Consider the following 17,611-nt stretch of genomic DNA (forward strand, 5'->3'; position numbering starts at 1 on the left):
GTGGCTGCGTCCGACACAGTCGACGCGGTCGTTATCGGAGCCGGACACCACGGGCTGGTCGCCGCGTCGATGCTGGCCGACGCCGGGTGGGATGTGCTGGTGCTGGAAGCTCAGCAGGAGCCCGGCGGCGCTGTGCGCAGTGCCGAGTTGACGCCGGGCTACATCACCGATCTGTTCAGCTCCTTCTATCCGATGACGGTGGCCTCACCGGCCATCGCTGCCCTGCACCTGGAAGACCACGGGCTGCGGTGGTCGCATGCACCCGCGGTGGTGGGTCACCCGCTCAACGGCGCGGATGAGGACCCGCCGGTCATCTACCACGACCCGGCCCGCACCGCGGCGGAATTCGCGCGGCGGCAGCCCGCGGACGGCGACAACTGGCACCGGGCGGTGGAGTTGTGGGACAAGATCAAGGCTCCGCTGATGAAGGCGTTGCTGGCGCCTTTTCCGCCGATGCTGCCGCTGGCCCAACTGCTGGCCAAGGTGGGTACCGCCGAGGCGATTCGACTGGCCAATCTGCTTGTCCAACCGGCCAATACGATGGCCGATCGGCTCTTCGACGGCGAGGCGCCGAAGACCATGTTGCTGGGCAACGCGTTGCACGCCGACATTCCGCTGGATGCACCCGGCAGCGGCGTGATGGGCTTCCTGATGTGCATGCTCGCCCAGGACACCGGTTGGCCGGTGCCCGTCGGCGGTTCGGGTCAGCTCACCGCGGCCCTGGTGAGTCGCGCGACATCGGCCGGCGCCCGAATCGAATACGGGCAGAACGTGTCTCGCATTCAGGTGCGCGGCGGCCGGGCGGTCGGGGTGAACACCGACGGCGGGCGCGCGGTCACCGCCCGGCGGGCGGTCATCGCTGACGTGACGGCGCCCCAGTTGTTCTGCGACATGCTGCCCGCCGATGCGCTGCCGAGTTCCCTGCTCGACGATCTGCGGCACTACGTGTGGGATCCGCCGGTGGTGAAGGTCAATTACGCACTGGACGGGCTGGTTCCGTGGCGGGCGAAGACCTTGCACGGCGTCGGCACGGTTCACCTGGGCGCCGACGGGCATGGACTGGTCCGCTGGATGGCTGACATCAACACTCGGGTGGTGCCGCAGCGTCCGTTCATGCTGCTGGGTCAGACCACCACCGCCGATCCCACCAGATCGCCCGAGGGCACCGAAAGTGTTTGGGCCTATACGCATTTGCCGCGCAACGTCTACGACGACGACTCGGCAGAGCAGCTGGCCAAGGCCATGGACGACGTCATCGAGGACCATGCGCCGGGCTTCGGGGCCCGGGTCCGGCACCGGTTCGTGCAGCGCCCCTCCGACCTGGAGGCAAGTGACGCGAACCTGCACATGGGTGCGCTCAACGGCGGCAGCGCGCAGTTGCAACAGATGCTGATCTTCCGTCCCGCACCCGGCATGGGGCGGCCCGAAACCCCGGTCGAACGCCTCTATCTGGGCAGTGCGTCGGCGACGCCCGGCGGCTCGGTGCACGGCGCCTGCGGCCGCAACGCGGCCAACGCGGCGCTGGCGGCCGACGGGTGGAGCGGGTGGCCGAGGCGCCAGGCCAATCGGGTCGTGCGGTCGTTGCTGACGACCTGACGCGGCCTGGGCCTACCCGTTGTTGACGATGTCTTCGAGAACCGCGAACATGGTGCGCGTCGGCACGCCGGTGGCGCCCTTCGGCGTGCATCCCCACGGGCTGCCGGTGTTGTAGGCAGGACCGGCAACATCGATGTGCGCCCACTGCACCGACTCGGCGACGAACTCCCGAAGGAACACTCCGGCCACCAGCATGCCGGCGAACCGCTGCCCGCTGACATTGGACAGGTCGGCCACCGTCGACTTCAGGTCGTCCTTGAGTTCGTCGGGCAGCGGCATTGGCCAACCGTTCTCACCGACTCGCTGCGAGATCGCGGCGACGCGGTCGCGGAACTCCTCGCTGCCCATCACGCCGGGGATGCGGGCACCGAGCGCCACCGTCTGCGCGCCGGTCAGGGTCGACGTCTCGATGAGATAGTCCGGGTTGTCCTCGCAGGCCCGCACGATGGCGTCAGCCAGGATGAGCCGGCCCTCGGCATCGGTGTTCTGCACCTCGACGGTGATCCCGCCGTACTGGGTCAGCACGTCACCGGGCCGTTGCGCGGTGCCGGAGGGCATGTTTTCGGCCATCGGCACCGTGGCGATCACGTCGATCGGCAGCTGCAGTTGCGCGGCGAGCGTCACCGTCGCGATCACTGCGGCCGCGCCGCCCATGTCGGAGGTCATGTAGTGCATGGACGCGGCCGGCTTGATCGAGATACCGCCGGTGTCGAAGGTGACGCCTTTGCCGACCAGGGCAACTTTCTTCACCCGCTTCGGGTTCTTGGCCAGCCGCGACCCGCGGTGGATCAGTCGCACCAGCCGGGGCAGTCGCGAGGAACCCTGGCCCACTCCCAGCAGGCCGCCGTAGCCTGCCTTCTTCAGCGCCTTTTCGTCGAGCACCTCGACTTCCAGACCCACTGATTCTCCCAAAGTCTTTGCACGAGAAGCGAATTCAGCAGGAAAGAGGTGGCTGGGCGGAGTATTGACGAAATCGCGCGCGGTGGCCACGGCGGTGGCGACGGCCGCGCCGTGCGCGCTCTGCTTCTTGGCGTCCCGACCGGCGGACAGCACGGTGATCTTGCGCAGCCCGGCGTCTTTGGGCGCGGTCTTGGCGCTGCGAAAGGCGCTGAATCGGTAACTGCCCAGGATCAGACCCTCGACCGCGGCTTCGCAGATTCCCTCACCGGGCAGCTCGGACAGCGTGGTGATCACGGCCTCGGCGGTGCCCAGCGAGCGAGCCGCGGCACCGGCCGCGCGGCGCACGACATCGGTCGGCCACTTCTCGCGTGGCTTGCCCAGGCCGACCGTGAGCACGCTGGCCACCGGCAGCGACGACACCACCAGTCGGTGCACCTGCTCGGCCCCGCCCGTGGCGCCGAGCGCCTGGAGGCCGGCCTCGATCTCGGCCACCGCCTCGGCGGGTAACAGCGCAGTGCCCGCGGCGACGGTGGCGCCCGGTTCGTCCTTGTCGCCAGTTGAGACGACCGGCACCAGCAGGACCGAGGAACCTACGCCCCGCTTGGGCAGGGATGTCGCGACGTTGACGGTGGGAGCCTGGTAGCCCGAAGAGGTGGTGGTCACGGCGAACAACCCTATCGGGCCACGATCAGGGCTACCTACCGCAGCGGGGGACAACCTGGCCGGTATCGCCGCCCGCCTGAAGTTCGAAAGCCGGTACGGGGTCGTCAAAACCCTTGAGCTGCAACGGCCCAAACGGCTGCGCGGGCCGGTCCGGCAACTGCTCGTGCAGCGCCGCATCCATCAGAATCTGGCCCGGCGACGCGACGGCCACCAGACGTGCGGCCAGATTGACGGCGTTGCCGAAATAATCGCCGTTGATCGCCAGCACCGTGCCGTAGGCAAGGCCGGCGCGCACTTGCAGCCCCTCCTCGCGCGCCTGGGGATGTTCGACGAGATCGACGGCGGCCTGGACCAACTGCTCGGGAGCCGCGCTCACCCACATCACTTCGTCCCCGATGAACTTGACCACCCGCCCGCCGTCGGCGTGGACGACGTCGGACACCGCACCGGCGAACTCGTTGAGCAATTCCGAGAGCTGGGCGGGGGTGAGCGCCTGAGTGAGCGCGGTGAAACCCGACAGGTCGGCAAAACCGATGCCGCAGACCACACTCGACGACGCGTCGCGGATGACGCCCTCGAAGTGGGTGCGCGCGCTGGTCAGGTGGTGGCGGTGCACGATGTCGATCAACGCCCCGATGCGCGGAACGAACTCGGCGACCGCACGGTAGGCCTGAGCGGTGGCGAACTCGTCGTTGGTGTGCGTCATCTGGATATCCGGCGTACCGGTGCGGATCAGTGTCGACTCAGCCTCGGCGAGCCGGGCCATCGCCGCGCCGAGGACCCGTAACAGGCCCAGCGCGCCGTCTTCGCCGACCACCGCCTTCAACGCCACCCAGGTGGCCAGGGCGTCGACGTCGGCCTGGCTCAGCGCCGGAACGTCGGGACCGGCGAACGTCAGGCCCAGCAGCCCCCACGCGTGGGCGACCTGCTCGGCGGTCAACCCGAGGTGCTCGGCGGCGGCCGCCACCGTGTAGGTCGGGGGACCCGACCACTGCAGCACGTCGCCGGCCAGCCCGAACAACCGGCCACGGCGTTCGGCCTCCACCATCTGGTCCAAGGTGAAGCCGAGGTCGTCCAGGTACTTGATCAGGTCGGCGCGCTCGCGCGGGTGGGCGATCCCGGCGGCTTCCATCGCATCCCAATCGAACACCTGCCTAAGTGTGCCAGCAGCGGCACTGGTTTAGGGTGACGCCCGTGACCGATGCGCCGGAGCTGCTCAAGGGACCATTGGAAGACCGCCACCGCGAGCTCGGTGCGAGTTTCGCCGAATTCGGTGGCTGGCTGATGCCGGTGTCATACGCCGGCACCGTCGGCGAGCACAACGCCACCCGCACCGCCGTCGGGCTGTTCGACGTGAGCCACCTGGGCAAGGCCCTGGTGGCCGGCCCGGGCGCGGCGCAGTTCGTGAACTCCGCGCTCACCAACGACCTGCGCCGCATCGGCCCCGGCAAGGCGCAATACACGTTGTGCTGCACCGAATCCGGCGGCGTCATCGATGATCTGATCGCCTACTACGTCGACGACGACGAGATCTTCCTGGTGCCCAACGCGGCCAACACCGCGGCGGTGGTGCAGGCGCTGCAGACAGCCGCACCGGCCGACGTGTCCATCACCAACCTGCATCGCGAATACGCGGTGCTCGCCGTGCAGGGTCCCCGCTCCACGGAGGTGCTCACCGCGCTCGGGCTGCCGACCGACATGGACTACATGGGCTACGCGGATGCAACGTATTCGGGTGTGCCGGTGCGGGTCTGCCGTACCGGCTATACCGGCGAGCACGGCTATGAACTGCTGCCGACGTGGGATTCCGCGGGGGTGGTGTTCGACGCCCTGGTGGCCGCGGTCGCCGACGCCGGCGGTCAGCCCGCCGGTCTGGGCGCGCGTGACACCCTGCGCACCGAAATGGGCTACCCGCTGCACGGGCACGAACTGTCGCTGGACATTTCGCCGCTGCAGGCTCGCTGTGGCTGGGCGATCGGCTGGAAGAAAGAGGCTTTCTTCGGCCGGGACGCGCTGCTGGCCGAAAAGGAAGCCGGACCGCGTCGGCTGTTGCGTGGACTGCGCACCACCGGCCGCGGGGTGCTGCGGGCCGGGCTGACGGTGCTCGACGCAGACAGGCCCGTCGGCACCACCACATCGGGCACCTTCTCGCCGACCCTGCAGTTGGGCATCGCGCTGGCGCTGATCGACTCCGACGCCGGGGTGCAGGACGGCCAGCAAATCACCGTCGACGTTCGCGGCCGCGCGGTGCAGTGCGAAGTGGTACGTCCGCCGTTCGTCGAGCTGAAAACGCGCTAGCTACCCATGCGCGTGGCAAAAACCCGTTCGCGCAAGGTTATAGAATCAGCCCCATGACCAGCGGCCCCCTCGAGTTCACGGTTTCGCGCGCGGCAAACCCCGCCACCGAGGCCGAGCGGGTAGCGATCCTGGAAGACCCCGGTTTTGGCAGGTACCACACCGACCACATGGTTTCCATCGATTACGTCGAGGGGCGGGGGTGGCACAACGCTCGCGTCCTCGGGTACGGCCCGATTGAGCTGGACCCGTCGGCCATCGTGCTGCACTACGCGCAGGAAGTGTTCGAGGGTCTCAAGGCCTATCGCTGGGCCGACGGCTCGGTCGTCGCGTTCCGGGCCGACGCCAACGCCGCCCGGATGCGCTCGTCGGCGCGACGGCTGGCCATGCCGGAGTTGCCCGACGAGCTGTTCCTCGAGTCGTTACGCCAGCTCATCGCCGTGGACAACCAGTGGGTGCCGAAGGCCGGCGGGGAAGAGGCACTTTATCTGCGGCCCTTCATGATCGCCACCGAGCCCGGCCTGGGCGTGCGGCCGGCGAAGGAGTACCGCTACCTGCTGTTCGGCTCGCCGGCCGGCGCGTATTTCAAGGGCGGCGTCAGCCCCGTCACGGTCTGGGTGTCGACGGAGTACGTCCGGGCCAGCCCGGGCGGCACCGGAGCGGCCAAGTTCGGTGGCAACTACGCCGCCTCGCTGCTGGCGCAGGCGCAAGCCGCCGAACACGGCTGCGATCAGGTGGTGTGGCTGGACGGAGTGGAACGCCGCTACGTCGAAGAGATGGGTGGGATGAACCTGTTCTTCGTGCTCGGCAGCGGCGGCTCGGCGCGGCTGGTCACGCCCGAGCTGTCCGGTTCCTTGCTGCCGGGGATCACCCGAGACTCGTTGCTGCAGTTGGCCCTTGACGCCGGTTTCGCGGTCGAGGAACGCAAGATCGACATCGAGGAGTGGGAGAAGAAGGCCGCCTCCGGTGAGATCACCGAGGTGTTCGCCTGCGGCACCGCGGCCGTCATCACCCCGGTCTCGCGGGTCAAATTCGGCGACGGCGAGTTCAGCATCGCCGACGGGAAATCCGGCGAGGTCACCATGGCCTTGCGGGACACGCTGACCGGGATACAGCGTGGCACCTTCGCCGACACGCACGGGTGGATGTCCCGGCTGGGCTAGTCCAGCCCGCCCAGCCTCACCGGTCCGTCACGGGGCCGTCAGCCCCGCCAGCAGCACCGCGCACACCGTCGTCGTCACTTCGATCGTGGCGCCCAGTACATCGCCGGTAATGCCGCCGAATCGGCGCACGCAATGCCTGACCAGGGCCGCCCCGCAGCACACCGCCACCGTCACAGCCACCGGTCCCTGCCAGGGCCGCGTACCGACCAGTGCCGAGCCGGCCAGCAGCACAGCCAGCCACGCCGTCACCGCCAGCGCCGGCTGGCTGGCCGCGACTTGCACGCCCAACTTGCTGCCGTCGGCCGCCGGCACCGACCGCCGGCCGGCCAGCACTGCGCTGACCCGCCCCGCGAAGACGGCCAGGATGATGGCCGGCGCACTCAGCGCCGGGAACGCGGCGCTCTGTAACCCGATCACCAGCACGACGGCCGCCACCCCGAACGGTCCGGAGGAACCGTCGCGCATCACCGCCAGCGCCCGCTGCGGCGGTCCGTAGCAGCCCAGGCCGTCGGCCGTGTCGGCCACCCCGTCGATGTGCAGGCCGCGGGTGGCCATAATCAGCGTCGTCACCGCGAGTAATCCCGGCAACGGGGCGCCGTGGCCGAACGCCGCCGCGGCGCCCCACGTCACGGCCGCGGCAAGCGCGCCGAGCGCGGCACCGACCACCGGCAGTGCGGTCAGCGCGCCGCGACCCATCGGACCGGCCGAGCCGCCGACCGGTAGCACCGTGCCGAACGCGAAAGCGGTTGCCAGCGAACGGATCACGTGCCCGGCGGGATGATCGCGCCCGATACCCCCGCCTCAGCGAACGTCGACATGGCGGACAGGGTGGCCACCGCGGCGCGCAGCACCGTCAATGCCACCGCGGCGCCGGTGCCCTCGCCCAGTCGCATGCGCAGGTCCACGATCGGCTCCAACTCGAGGGCCGACAGCGCCAGCGTGTGGCCGGGCTCGGTGGACCGATGGCCGGCCTGCCACCACTGCCGCGCGCCCGGTGCCAGCCGTTCGGCGACCAGGGCCGCGGCCGTCACCGCCATGCCGTCCAGCAACACCGGCGTGCGCCGGACCGCGGCCTGCCCCAGGAACCCGGCCATCGCCGCGAAGTCCGCACCGCCGCAGCAGCGCAGCAGCGCCACCGGGTCCCCGGCGATCGGGTGCGCCCGATACAGGGCATCGCGCACCGCGGCCGTCTTGCGTGACCAGGCGGCGTCGTCGACGCCGGTACCGAAACCGATTACCGCGACCGGTTCGGTGGTGGTCAGCGCCGCCACCAGAACCGCGGCCGGGGTGGTGTTGCCGATGCCCATGTCACCGGCGATGAGCAGGTCGGCTCCCGCGTCCACCTCGTCGTCGGCGATCTGTTGACCGGCCACGATCGCCCGCGCGTTCTCCTCGTCGGACAGTGCGTCTTCGACGGCGATGTCGCCGCTGGCGCGACGAATCTTGTCGCTGAACTTGTCGGAAGCCGCGATGAGATGCTCGTCGCAGTCAACCGCCACGTCGACCACCCGCACTGTCACGCCCGCCACCTCGGCAAGGGCGTTGATCGCCGCGCCACCGGCCGCGATGTTGGCGACCATCTGCCGCGTCACCTCCGGCGGATACGCCGAAACGCCGGAGCGTGCCACACCGTGGTCACCGGCGAAGACAACCACCCGCGCCCGCTCGAACTGCCGCGGCGGACACTGCCCCTGACAGGCCGCGACCCACACCGACAGATCCTCCAGCCGGCCCAGCGCACCGCGCGGCTTGGTCAGGGTGTCCTGGCGGGCACGGGCGGCGGCTTGCGCGTCCGGGTCGGGCGGCGACACCGGGGCGAACCCGATCATGCCGGCGCCTTGATCGTCAGCGGCTGGCCGGCCACCACCAGCACCACTCGCTCACACAGCACGGCCATCCGCTGGTTGAGGCTGCCCAGTTCGTCGGCGAAGCGGCGTCCGGATGCGGAAGCGGGCACCACGGTCAGCCCGACCTCGGGACTGACCAGTACCAGCGTCGATCCGTACGCGCCAACGGCGTCCAGTAGCTGCTCGACCGGCTCGTCCACCGAGCCGCCGTCCCATCCGTTATGGCGGTCCAGTGCGCCGGTCAGCCAGGTGCCCATGTCGTCGACCAGGGTCGGAACCGCGGGAGGCCGCCGCAGCACGCCGGTAACGTCGTCGGTTTCCTCCGTCGTCCAATGTGCGGGGCGGCGGGTGCGATGAGAGGCGATGCGGGCTGACCAGTCCGGATCGGAGCCGTTGAGTGCCCCGGCAGCCAGATAACGGACCGGTTGATCTGGTGGCAGTGCGTTTACGATTGCGTCCTCCGCCCACCGAGACTTGCCCGACCTGATGCCGCCAAGTACCAGCGTGCGCACGTCAGATCAACTGGTCATTCGACATGGGCGCCGCGCTCGACCTGCGGTCGGGGTGCCCGCATGCGACGCATCTGGGAGGCCCGGCCCGCGGCGTAAATGCCCAGTTTCCAATGACTTTCGGTGTTTTTCGGGAATTTCTCGTCCACCAGCCTGCCCACTTTGCGGCCCAGGATGATGCCGTCGATCGTCATCAGCGCCATCAGGGCCAGCATGATCGGGGACATGTAGAACTGCAGTTGCGGCAACGCGAACATAAACGCGAGCAACGCCAGGGCCGACGGCATGAACAGCCCCAGCACGTTGCGGCGGGCGTCCACCACGTCGCGCACGTAACGGCGGACCGGACCCTGGTCGCGCGGCAGCAGATAGCCCTCTTCGCCGGCCATCATCCGTTCGCGGCGCTCCGTCATCCGGGCCCGGCTGGCCGTGCGGTCGGCGCGGCGTTCCTCGCGGCTGAGCTTCGGTCCGGCCATTGACTTGCGTCGGGCCCGTGCCTCGGCGGCCGTCATCGGCGCCGGGGCGACCGGACCCTTACGGCCCCGGGCTTCGTTGCGCTTGGGAGTCGGACGGCCCTTGGGGCCGGTCCGCGCCCCACGAGCCGCCGCCTCCGCCGCCGCCGAACCCTGCTCCGGCGCGGCGGCTGCGTCGTCACCCTCGTCTTGACCCTTGTTGCGGCCCAGCAGCTTCACAGTCGTCAGGTTACTTCGCTTGTGTGAGCCTGCTTAATTGCGGCTGTATTGCCCACGGCGAACTGCGTGTCCACCTACGCTGGCCTGTGATGAACGGGGCGCAGGCGGGGGGCGATGCTGCCGGAGGCTTCGGGCCCGGCAGACTGCAGCTGCCCGCGATGCGGGTGCTGGTGGCGCCGGACTGCTACGGCGACAGCCTGTCGGCCGTAGAGGCCGCCGCCGCCATTGCCACCGGCTGGACCCGGTCGCGGCCCGGTGACTCCTTCATCGTCGCGCCCCAGTCCGACGGTGGCCCCGGGTTCGTCGAAGTGCTCGCCAACCGGATCGGGGGATTGCGGGGCCTGCGCGTGTCCGGACCGCTGCACGATGAGGTCACTGCCCAGTGGGTGTTCGACGAGCGGACCCGGACGGCGTACCTGGAATGCGCACAGGCCTGCGGTCTGGCACTGCTGGACGGACCGCCCACGCCGGAGACCGCGATGGCGGCCCACAGCAGGGGAGTCGGCCAACTCATCGCCGCCGCTCTTAAAGCCGGCGCGGTGCGCATCGTCGTCGGATTGGGCGGAAGCGCGTGCACCGACGGCGGCCAGGGGATGATCGACGAGCTGGGTGGTCTGGACACGGCCCGGCAGTGGTTGTCCGGGATCGATGTGATCGCTGCCTCAGACGTGGAATATCCGCTGCTGGGGCCCTGGGGCGCAGCGCGGGTGTTCGCGCCGCAAAAAGGGGCCGACACGGCGACGGTCGCCAAACTGGAAGAGCGTCTGGAAGCCTGGGCGTTGGTGCTGGACACCGTCGCGGGACGGGACGTGAGCGCCGAACCAGGCGCCGGTGCCGCCGGCGGAATCGGGGCCGGACTACTCGCACTGGGCGGCCGGTGCGAATCCGGCGCGGCGATCTTCGCCGAACTCACCAACTTCGCCGAGGATCTCGAAGACGCCGACATGATCGTTACCGGCGAGGGCCATTTCGACGAGCAGTCGCTGCACGGGAAGGTCGTCGGCGAGATCGCGGCTGCGGCCCGCCCACTCGGCATCCCGGTGATCGTGCTGGCCGGGCAGGTGTCCGTGGACAAGTCCACCACCCGGGTGGCCGGAATCATGTCGGCTTTGGCCATGAGTGAATACGCGGGTTCGGTGCGGTTGGCGCTGGCTGACGCGGCCAATCAGCTGATGGGACTCGCTTCGGAGACTGCGGCGCGACTCGGGAATAGCGGCCCGCCAGGGTACCGTTGACGTAGTGGGTTCTTGAGAGCACGCCCCCGACTTACCCCTGGCTTATAGCTGGACAAGCCCACCCGACAATGAGCATGTAGGAGAAGCAATGACGGTGCAGAACGAGCCGACCGCCGCGACCCACGGCGTGATCCTGACCGAGGCCGCCGCTGCGAAGGCGAAGTCCCTGCTGGACCAGGAGGGACGTGACGACCTGGCGCTGCGCATCGCCGTGCAGCCGGGCGGATGTGCGGGGCTGCGTTACAACCTGTTCTTCGACGACCGCACTCTCGACGGCGACCTGACCGTCGAGTTCGGCGGAGTGACCCTGACCGTCGACCGGATGAGCGCCCCTTACGTGGAAGGCGCGTCGATCGACTTCGTCGACACCATCGAGAAGCAGGGTTTCACCATCGACAACCCCAACGCCACGGGATCGTGCGCCTGCGGCGACTCGTTCAACTGAGCGGTCAGTACTGACCCGCGGTGCGCAGTACGTAGGAACACACCAGGATCTGTCCGCGCTGAAATAACAGCTGGGTGATGCCCTGCACCTGCCCTCGTGACGGCCCGCCGGCCGCCGGTGTCACCTGCATGCTGAACAGCACCTGCGCCTGATATTGGGACAGGTAGACGATCTTGTCGATGGAGGTCACCTCGACCTCGGAGAACTGTTTGCGGAACGCGTCGCTGCTCAGTTTCGCCAGGGCCTGGTCGGAGCGCTTGTCCTTGACGGCGTCATAGAGACCGCACAGCGTGTTGCGCATGATGTTGTCGAGGTCTTTGTGCGCCAGCGCGTTGAGGTAGTTCTGGATCGTGGTCTTGGCCGTGGCTTCCGAGACAGCGCTGCCGGTGTTGGCGCCGTTGGTGCGCACCCCGTAGACGATGGCGGTGGTCAGCGCAGCGACCAGGGCGATGGCCAGCAGGACCCCGATGAGCAGGCGCTTGTGTCGTCTGGGCCTCGGCGGCGCCGGCGGACCTTGATAGCCGGGCGGGGGGCCGCCGGCGTTGCCGGGTCCGAAGGGCGGCTGGGTGTGCGGAAAGTCCACCGTGGCGGACGCCGTCTCGGGATACGGCTGGGCCTGTTGAGGCCCATCGGCACCCACGGCAGGGTTCTGTGGGTGCGGACCGGCCATCGTTGTACTCCTACGCTGGGGGACGAGGCGACGAGGGTTACCGTCCGAAAGTCCAGCCGCGGCAACCGAGTGAGTCTCTAGGCAGGCTAGCGCAAGCGATGCGCGCCGCCTCGAACGTCGGCAGCGTTCGTCGCCGGCCGGCGTTCGTGAGAGGCTAGACGACTGACAAACGAAGGGTGGATTTTTCGTGACCATCGCGGTGACCGGTTCCATAGCGACAGACCATCTGATGCGCTTTCCCGGCAAGTTTTCCGAGCAACTCCTGCCCGAACACCTGCACAAGGTGTCGCTGAGCTTCCTGGTCGACGACCTGGTGGTACATCGCGGCGGAGTCGCCGGCAACATGGCGTTCGCCATCGGTGTGCTCGGTGGTGACGTCGCGCTGATCGGCGCCGCCGGTGCGGACTTCGCCGACTACCGGGACTGGCTGAAATCCCACGGCGTCAACTGCGACCACGTCCTACTTTCGGAGACAGCCCACACGGCACGCTTCACCTGCACCACCGACGTCGACATGGCCCAGATCGCCTCGTTCTACCCCGGCGCCATGTCGGAGGCCCGCGACATCAAGCTCGCGGACGTCGTGACCGCCATCGGCACACCGGAACTGGTGATCGTCGGCGCCAACGACCCCGAGGCGATGTTCTTGCACACCGAGGAGTGCCGCAAGCTGGGCCTGGCCTTCGCCGCCGACCCCTCCCAGCAGCTGGCGCGGCTTTCGGGGGAGGAGATCAAGCAGCTCATCGACGGCGCCGCCATCCTGTTCACCAACGACTACGAGTGGGACCTGCTGCTGTCCAAGACCGGCTGGACCGAGGCCGACGTGATGGCCCAGGTCGACCTGCGGGTCACCACCCTCGGGGCGGACGGGGTCGACATCTTCGAGCGCGACGGCGCCAAGGTGCACGTCGGCGTGGTGCCCGAGACCAGCCAAACCGATCCGACCGGCGTCGGCGACGCGTTCCGGGCCGGCTTCCTGACCGGACGCAGCGCCGGCCTCAGTCTGGAACGCTCAGCGCAGCTGGGGTCCCTGGTCGCGGTGCTGGTGCTGGAATCCACCGGGACCCAGAACTGGGAGTGGGACCGTGCCGACGCGACCGCGCGGTTGGCCGGCGCCTACGGCGACGAGGCGGCGGCCGAGATCGCCGCGGTACTCGCCTAAGTCCCGCGAGAAGACGCTATAGCACCCATTTCGTGCCGAAATGAGGTGCTTTAGCGTCTTCTCGGCGTCATAACTCGACCGGGTAAACCGGCTCGCTGATCTGCGGCACCACGCTGTGCTCGATGAAGATCGCGTGCCACAGCATGAAGATCAGCATCGTCCACAGTCGGCGACTGTGGTCGCTGGTGCCCACCCGGTGCTCATCGAGCATTCGGCGCACGGCCGCCAGGTCGACCAGGTGGCCGGCCTGCGACGACTCGACCATCTCATAGGCCCACTCCAACAGCTCGCCGGCGCGCAGCCAGTGCCGGATGGGGACCGGGAACCCGAGTTTGGGCCGGTTGAGCACATGCGCGGGCACGATGGGCTCCAGCGCGCGCCGTAGCGCGTACTTCGTGGTGGTGCGGGTGATCTTGGCCTGGTAGGGCAGCCGGGAGGCCACCGCGAACACCTCGGGATCCAGGAACGGCACCCGCAGCTCCAGCGAGTTGGCCATCGTCATCTTGTCGGCCTTGACCAGGATGTCCCCCCGCAGCCAGGTGAACAGGTCGATGTGCTGCATCCGCGCGACCGGATCCCAGCCCACCGACTCGGCATACACCGGCGCCGTCACGTCCGTATGCGTCCAGTCCTCCCGGAACCGGGGCAGCACGTCGCGCAGCTGGGCGTCCGAGAAACTTCGGGCGTTGCCGTAATAGCGTTCCTCGAGCGACAGTGAGCCCCGGTGCAGCAGGCTCTTGCCGCGCATCCCTTCCGGCAACGGCTTGGACACCTTGCCCATCGACCGGCGCAGCGGTCGGGGCAGGTAATCGAACGGCTTGAGCGAAAGCGGCTCCCGGTAGATCGTGTAACCGCCGAACAACTCGTCCGCACCCTCGCCCGAAAGCACCACCTTGACGTGCTTGCGCGCCTCCCGGGCGACGAAGAACAGCGGCACCAGCGCCGGATCTGCGACCGGTTCGTCGAGATACCACACGATCTCGGGGAGCGCGGACACGAACTCCTCGGCGCTGACCACCTTGGCGATGTGGCGGGCTCCGATCGCCTCGGCGGAGGCCACCGCGACATCGAGCTCGGAGAAGCCCTCCCGCTCGAAGCCGGTGGTGAAGGTGATCAGCCGCGGGTTGTGCCGGATCGCTAGCGCTGCGATGGCGGTGGAATCGATTCCGCCCGACAGAAACGACCCAACGGTGACGTCGGCGCGCATGTGCTTGGCGACCGAATCCTCCAGGACCGCGGTGATCTCGTCGTAGCGGGCCTGCTCGGTGCCCGAGGTGATCGGCACCGCGGCGAACCGGGGAACGAAATATCGGGTCACCACCGGGGCCGCGCCCGGCCGAATCCGGGCGTAGCAGCCCGACTCGAGCCGGCGCACGCCGCGCTGCAGTGTTTCGGGCTCGGGCACGTACTGCAGGACGGTGTAGTGCTGCACCGCCCGTTCATCGATGCCGGTGTCGAAGCCCACCAGATCCGGCAGGTCGAGCAGGCACTTCTTCTCGCTGGCCACCGCGGTGCCACCGGGGCCGGTCGCCATGAACAGCGGCTTGATGCCGAACGGGTCGCGGGCGCAGAACAGCTCCCGGGTGACGGTGTCCCACAGCGCGAAGGCGAACATGCCGCGCAACCGGGTGAGGACGCCCGTGCCCCAGTGATGGAAGCCCGCGACGATGGCTTCCCCGTCCCCGTCGGTGGCGAAGACGACGCCGTGCTGGGCTCGCAATTCCTCACGCAGCTCCAGGTAGTTGTAGATCTCGCCGTTGAAGACCAGCACGTAGCGCTCCGGCGCCTCCGGCGGGCCCCACTGCAGCGGTTGGTGGGAATGCGCGATGTCGATGATCGAGAGCCGGTTGAAGCCGAATACCACCGAACCGTCCGCGTCCGGGTCGGCCCAGGTGCCCGGTTCGTCGGGCCCTCGGTGGCGCATCAGGTGGGCGGCGCGCGCGATCGCGCCGTCGGCTTCGGCGGCATGCGCTGCCGCGGCAGCGGCTCCGGCAGGCCCATCCGGGCCCGGGGGAGCGGCGACGAAGGCCAACAATCCACACACGGCGCCCCAGTATGCCGGAGTCCGGAACACCGTGTCGGGTCGCCGTGCGTGGCGCGTCCGGCGGGTCGCGGTGACCAGGCAGTCGCCCGGGGAAGCGGCGTGGTCTACGCTGCGTAGTATTCGACATCCGAGTTAGCCGAATCGGCCGAAGGCCGCACCGGCCCAGCTTGCGATACAGGAGGCGTCAACGTGACACGTCGCGGGCACGATAGTTCGCAGAGCTTGTCGCAGAGCAGGTCTCGGCACCGTTCCGGAAGGGCGCGGGGCCAGTCCCGCCGGCTGCGGCCGGTGGCGATGGCCGTGACGCTGGGCGTGCTGGCGATCACCCTGAGCGGATGCTCATGGGAGGACGCGCTGGCGCTCGGCTGGCCGAAGGGCATCACTCACGAAGGCCACCTCAACCGGGAGCTGTGGATCGGCGCGGTCATCGCCTCGCTGGTCGTCGGCGTCATCGTGTGGGCCCTCATCTTCTGGGCGTGCACCTTCCACCGCAAGAAGAAGGGTGACGACGAATTCCCCCGGCAGTTCGGCTACAACATGCCGCTCGAGCTGGTGCTGACCGTCACGCCGTTCCTGATCATCTCGGTGCTGTTCTACTTCACGGTCGTGGTGCAGGAGAAGATGACGCACCTGGCCAAGGACCCCGAAGTGGTCATCGACATCACCTCGTTCCAGTGGAACTGGAAGTTCGGCTACCAGCGGGTGGCCTTCAAGGACGGCACGTTCAACTACGAGGGCGCCGACGAGGCCAAGAAGAAGGCGATGACCTCCAAGCCGGAGGGCAAGGACCGCCACGGTGAGGAACTCGTCGGACCGATCCGGGGACTCAATACCGAGGACCGCACCTACCTCAACTTCGACAAGGTCGAGGTTCTCGGCACCAGCACCGAGATCCCGGTCCTGGTGCTGCCCGCCCACAAGCGCATCGAGTTCGTGATGGCCTCGGCCGACGTGATCCACGACTGGTGGGTGCCGGAGTTCCTGTTCAAACGTGACGTCATTCCCAACCCCGAGGCCAACCACTCGGAGAATCGCTTCCAGGTCGAAGAGATCACCCGGACCGGCGCGTTCGTCGGCCACTGCGCCGAACTGTGCGGCACGTACCACGCGATGATGAACTTCGAGGTGCGGGTGGTGGAGCCCAACGACTTCGTGGCCTTCCTGCAGCAGCGCATTGCCGGCAAGACGAATGCCGAGGCTCTGCAGGCGATCAACCAGCCGCCATTGGCGACCACCACCCATCCGTTCGAAACCCGCCGCGGCGAATTGGCCCCGAGCCCAAGAGGTTAGGACAACTCATGCATATCGAAGCCAGGTTGTTCGAGTTCATCGCCGCGTTCTTCGTCTTGGTGACGGTGCTGTACGCGGTGCTGACAGCGGTCTTCTCTCCCGGCGGGGTCGAGTGGGCCGGCACCACCGCGCTGGCGCTGACCGGCGGGCTGGCGCTGATCGTGGCCACCTTCTTCCGATTCGTGGCGCGCCGCCTCGACACTCGGCCCGAGGACTACGAAGGCGCTGAAATCAGCGACGGCGCAGGCGAATTGGGGTTCTTCAGCCCGCACAGCTGGTGGCCGATCATGATCGCCCTGTCGGGGTCGGTGGCCGCCGTCGGGATCGCCTTGTGGCTGCCCTGGCTGATCGTCGCGGGCGTCGTTTTCATCCTGTCCTCGGCGGCCGGGCTGGTCTTCGAGTACTACGTCGGACCCGAAAAGCACTGATTGCATCCGCAAAGGTCACAATCTGGTCACCAGTTGACCGGCGGGCAGTTTGCCGTGGGACCTCTGTACCGGCCGGTTGGGTAGGGTTTCCGAGGCACCATGAGTTTTCACGGAGTGCACGGATGCAGCCGCGGATCCCCCGCTGGCTGGGCAGTTGGACAGGGTAGGCAGACATGAGCGGGCCGAATCCGCCGGGACGGGATCCTGAGGAACCCGACCTTGCCGGCGAGCCTGCCGAACCGGAGTCCGATAGCGATGAGTTCGGTCACGGTGACCTGGCGCCCCTCGACGGCGGCGACGTGGAGCCCGCGGCAGAGACCGATGCCTATTCCCGGGCCTATTCGGCGCCGGAGTCCGAACTGTTCAGCAGCCCGTACCTGCCCGGTGATCTGGCGCTCTACGACTACGACAGCTATGACGACGCCGACGTCGACGACGAACGATCCCCGCGTTGGCCGTGGGTTGTCGGGGTGGCGGCGATTCTGGCGGCGATCTCGCTGGTGGTCGCGGTGTCGCTGTTGGTGACGCGCACCGGCACCAGCCAACTCGCCAATCCCGCGACGACCACCACCTCCTCCGCGCCGCCGGTGCAGGACCAGATCACCACCACCAAGCCGCCGCCGTCCTCCGAGCCGCCACCGCCGTCCTCCGAGCCGCCACCGCCGCCGCCAC

The 17,611-nt window shown here is 68.5% G+C and carries 16 protein-coding genes and 1 pseudogene; 9 read left to right on the forward strand and 8 right to left on the reverse strand.

The window, feature by feature from the left end; genetic code table 11:
- The gene (locus AWC08_RS03670) at window positions 1–1,596 is read left to right on the forward strand and encodes a phytoene desaturase family protein (RefSeq protein ID WP_065136504.1); all 1,596 of its coding nucleotides are present in this window, start codon (window positions 1–3) and stop codon (window positions 1,594–1,596) included.
- Between the two features lie 12 nt (window positions 1,597–1,608).
- Here the strand turns inward: AWC08_RS03670 and AWC08_RS03675 are convergent, their stop codons facing one another.
- Window positions 1,609–3,159: a leucyl aminopeptidase gene (locus AWC08_RS03675; protein ID WP_069434742.1), complete on the reverse strand. Its 1,551-nt coding sequence runs from the start codon at window positions 3,157–3,159 to the stop codon at window positions 1,609–1,611.
- A gap of 31 nt (window positions 3,160–3,190) precedes the next feature.
- Complete coding sequence (locus AWC08_RS03680) at window positions 3,191–4,291, reverse strand: adenylate/guanylate cyclase domain-containing protein (protein ID WP_083271310.1); 1,101 nt, start codon at window positions 4,289–4,291, stop codon at window positions 3,191–3,193.
- Window positions 4,292–4,353: 62 nt separating this feature from the next.
- Between AWC08_RS03680 and gcvT the strand changes: the two genes are divergently transcribed.
- Together gcvT and AWC08_RS03690 are read left to right on the forward strand one after the other, a co-directional pair.
- A complete protein-coding gene (gene gcvT / locus AWC08_RS03685) occupies window positions 4,354–5,457 on the forward strand; it encodes a glycine cleavage system aminomethyltransferase GcvT (protein WP_069434731.1) in 1,104 nt (367 codons plus the stop codon).
- A gap of 53 nt (window positions 5,458–5,510) precedes the next feature.
- Window positions 5,511–6,617, forward strand: a complete 1,107-nt coding sequence (locus tag AWC08_RS03690; protein ID WP_069434732.1) for a branched-chain amino acid aminotransferase — start codon at window positions 5,511–5,513, stop codon at window positions 6,615–6,617.
- 27 nt (window positions 6,618–6,644) lie between these two features.
- Here AWC08_RS03690 and AWC08_RS03695 read toward each other — a convergent pair whose 3' ends face one another.
- From AWC08_RS03695 to AWC08_RS03710, 4 genes are read right to left on the reverse strand one after another with little or no spacing between them, the layout of a single operon-like run.
- Entirely contained in the window at window positions 6,645–7,382 is a 738-nt protein-coding gene (locus tag AWC08_RS03695) for an adenosylcobinamide-GDP ribazoletransferase (RefSeq protein WP_069434733.1), read from the reverse strand.
- Complete coding sequence (gene cobT / locus AWC08_RS03700) at window positions 7,379–8,446, reverse strand: nicotinate-nucleotide--dimethylbenzimidazole phosphoribosyltransferase (RefSeq protein ID WP_069434734.1); 1,068 nt, start codon at window positions 8,444–8,446, stop codon at window positions 7,379–7,381. The genes AWC08_RS03695 and cobT overlap by 4 nt, the downstream gene beginning before the upstream one ends.
- Window positions 8,443–8,976 carry a bifunctional adenosylcobinamide kinase/adenosylcobinamide-phosphate guanylyltransferase gene (locus AWC08_RS03705; RefSeq protein ID WP_069434735.1) on the reverse strand — a complete coding sequence of 178 codons (534 nt, stop codon included), beginning with the start codon at window positions 8,974–8,976 and terminating at the stop codon, window positions 8,443–8,445. Before AWC08_RS03705 ends, cobT begins: the two co-directional genes overlap by 4 nt.
- A gap of 14 nt (window positions 8,977–8,990) precedes the next feature.
- Window positions 8,991–9,665 (reverse strand): DUF3043 domain-containing protein, encoded by a 675-nt coding sequence (locus AWC08_RS03710; protein WP_065133486.1) that lies wholly within the window; start codon window positions 9,663–9,665, stop codon window positions 8,991–8,993.
- Window positions 9,666–9,823: 158 nt separating this feature from the next.
- Between AWC08_RS03710 and AWC08_RS03715 the strand changes: the two genes are divergently transcribed.
- On the forward strand, window positions 9,824–10,900 hold the full coding sequence (locus AWC08_RS03715; protein WP_167544930.1) for a glycerate kinase family protein: 1,077 nt from the start codon (window positions 9,824–9,826) through the stop codon (window positions 10,898–10,900).
- A gap of 88 nt (window positions 10,901–10,988) precedes the next feature.
- A complete protein-coding gene (locus AWC08_RS03720; protein WP_065133487.1) occupies window positions 10,989–11,345 on the forward strand; it encodes an iron-sulfur cluster assembly accessory protein in 357 nt (118 codons plus the stop codon).
- 4 nt (window positions 11,346–11,349) lie between these two features.
- Here the strand turns inward: AWC08_RS03720 and AWC08_RS03725 are convergent, their stop codons facing one another.
- A complete protein-coding gene (locus AWC08_RS03725) occupies window positions 11,350–12,015 on the reverse strand; it encodes an Rv0361 family membrane protein (RefSeq protein WP_069434737.1) in 666 nt (221 codons plus the stop codon).
- A gap of 187 nt (window positions 12,016–12,202) precedes the next feature.
- Between AWC08_RS03725 and AWC08_RS03730 the strand changes: the two genes are divergently transcribed.
- Window positions 12,203–13,177 carry a carbohydrate kinase family protein gene (locus tag AWC08_RS03730; RefSeq protein ID WP_065133489.1) on the forward strand — a complete coding sequence of 325 codons (975 nt, stop codon included), beginning with the start codon at window positions 12,203–12,205 and terminating at the stop codon, window positions 13,175–13,177.
- 67 nt (window positions 13,178–13,244) lie between these two features.
- Here AWC08_RS03730 and asnB read toward each other — a convergent pair whose 3' ends face one another.
- Complete coding sequence (gene asnB, locus AWC08_RS03735) at window positions 13,245–15,221, reverse strand: asparagine synthase (glutamine-hydrolyzing) (RefSeq protein ID WP_069434738.1); 1,977 nt, start codon at window positions 15,219–15,221, stop codon at window positions 13,245–13,247.
- Window positions 15,222–15,515: 294 nt separating this feature from the next.
- Between asnB and ctaC the strand changes: the two genes are divergently transcribed.
- From ctaC to AWC08_RS03750, 3 genes and pseudogenes are all read left to right on the forward strand, one after another.
- Window positions 15,516–16,511 carry an aa3-type cytochrome oxidase subunit II gene (gene ctaC / locus AWC08_RS03740; protein ID WP_232008048.1) on the forward strand — a complete coding sequence of 332 codons (996 nt, stop codon included), beginning with the start codon at window positions 15,516–15,518 and terminating at the stop codon, window positions 16,509–16,511.
- A gap of 8 nt (window positions 16,512–16,519) precedes the next feature.
- A complete protein-coding gene (locus AWC08_RS03745; RefSeq protein ID WP_065133492.1) occupies window positions 16,520–16,939 on the forward strand; it encodes a cytochrome c oxidase subunit 4 in 420 nt (139 codons plus the stop codon).
- A 173-nt stretch (window positions 16,940–17,112) separates the two neighbouring features.
- A pseudogene (locus AWC08_RS03750) lies at window positions 17,113–17,611 on the forward strand (MmpS family transport accessory protein); the annotation flags it as partial.

This window comes from Mycobacterium gordonae (genome assembly GCF_002101675.1).
GTDB lineage: Bacteria > Actinomycetota > Actinomycetes > Mycobacteriales > Mycobacteriaceae > Mycobacterium > Mycobacterium gordonae.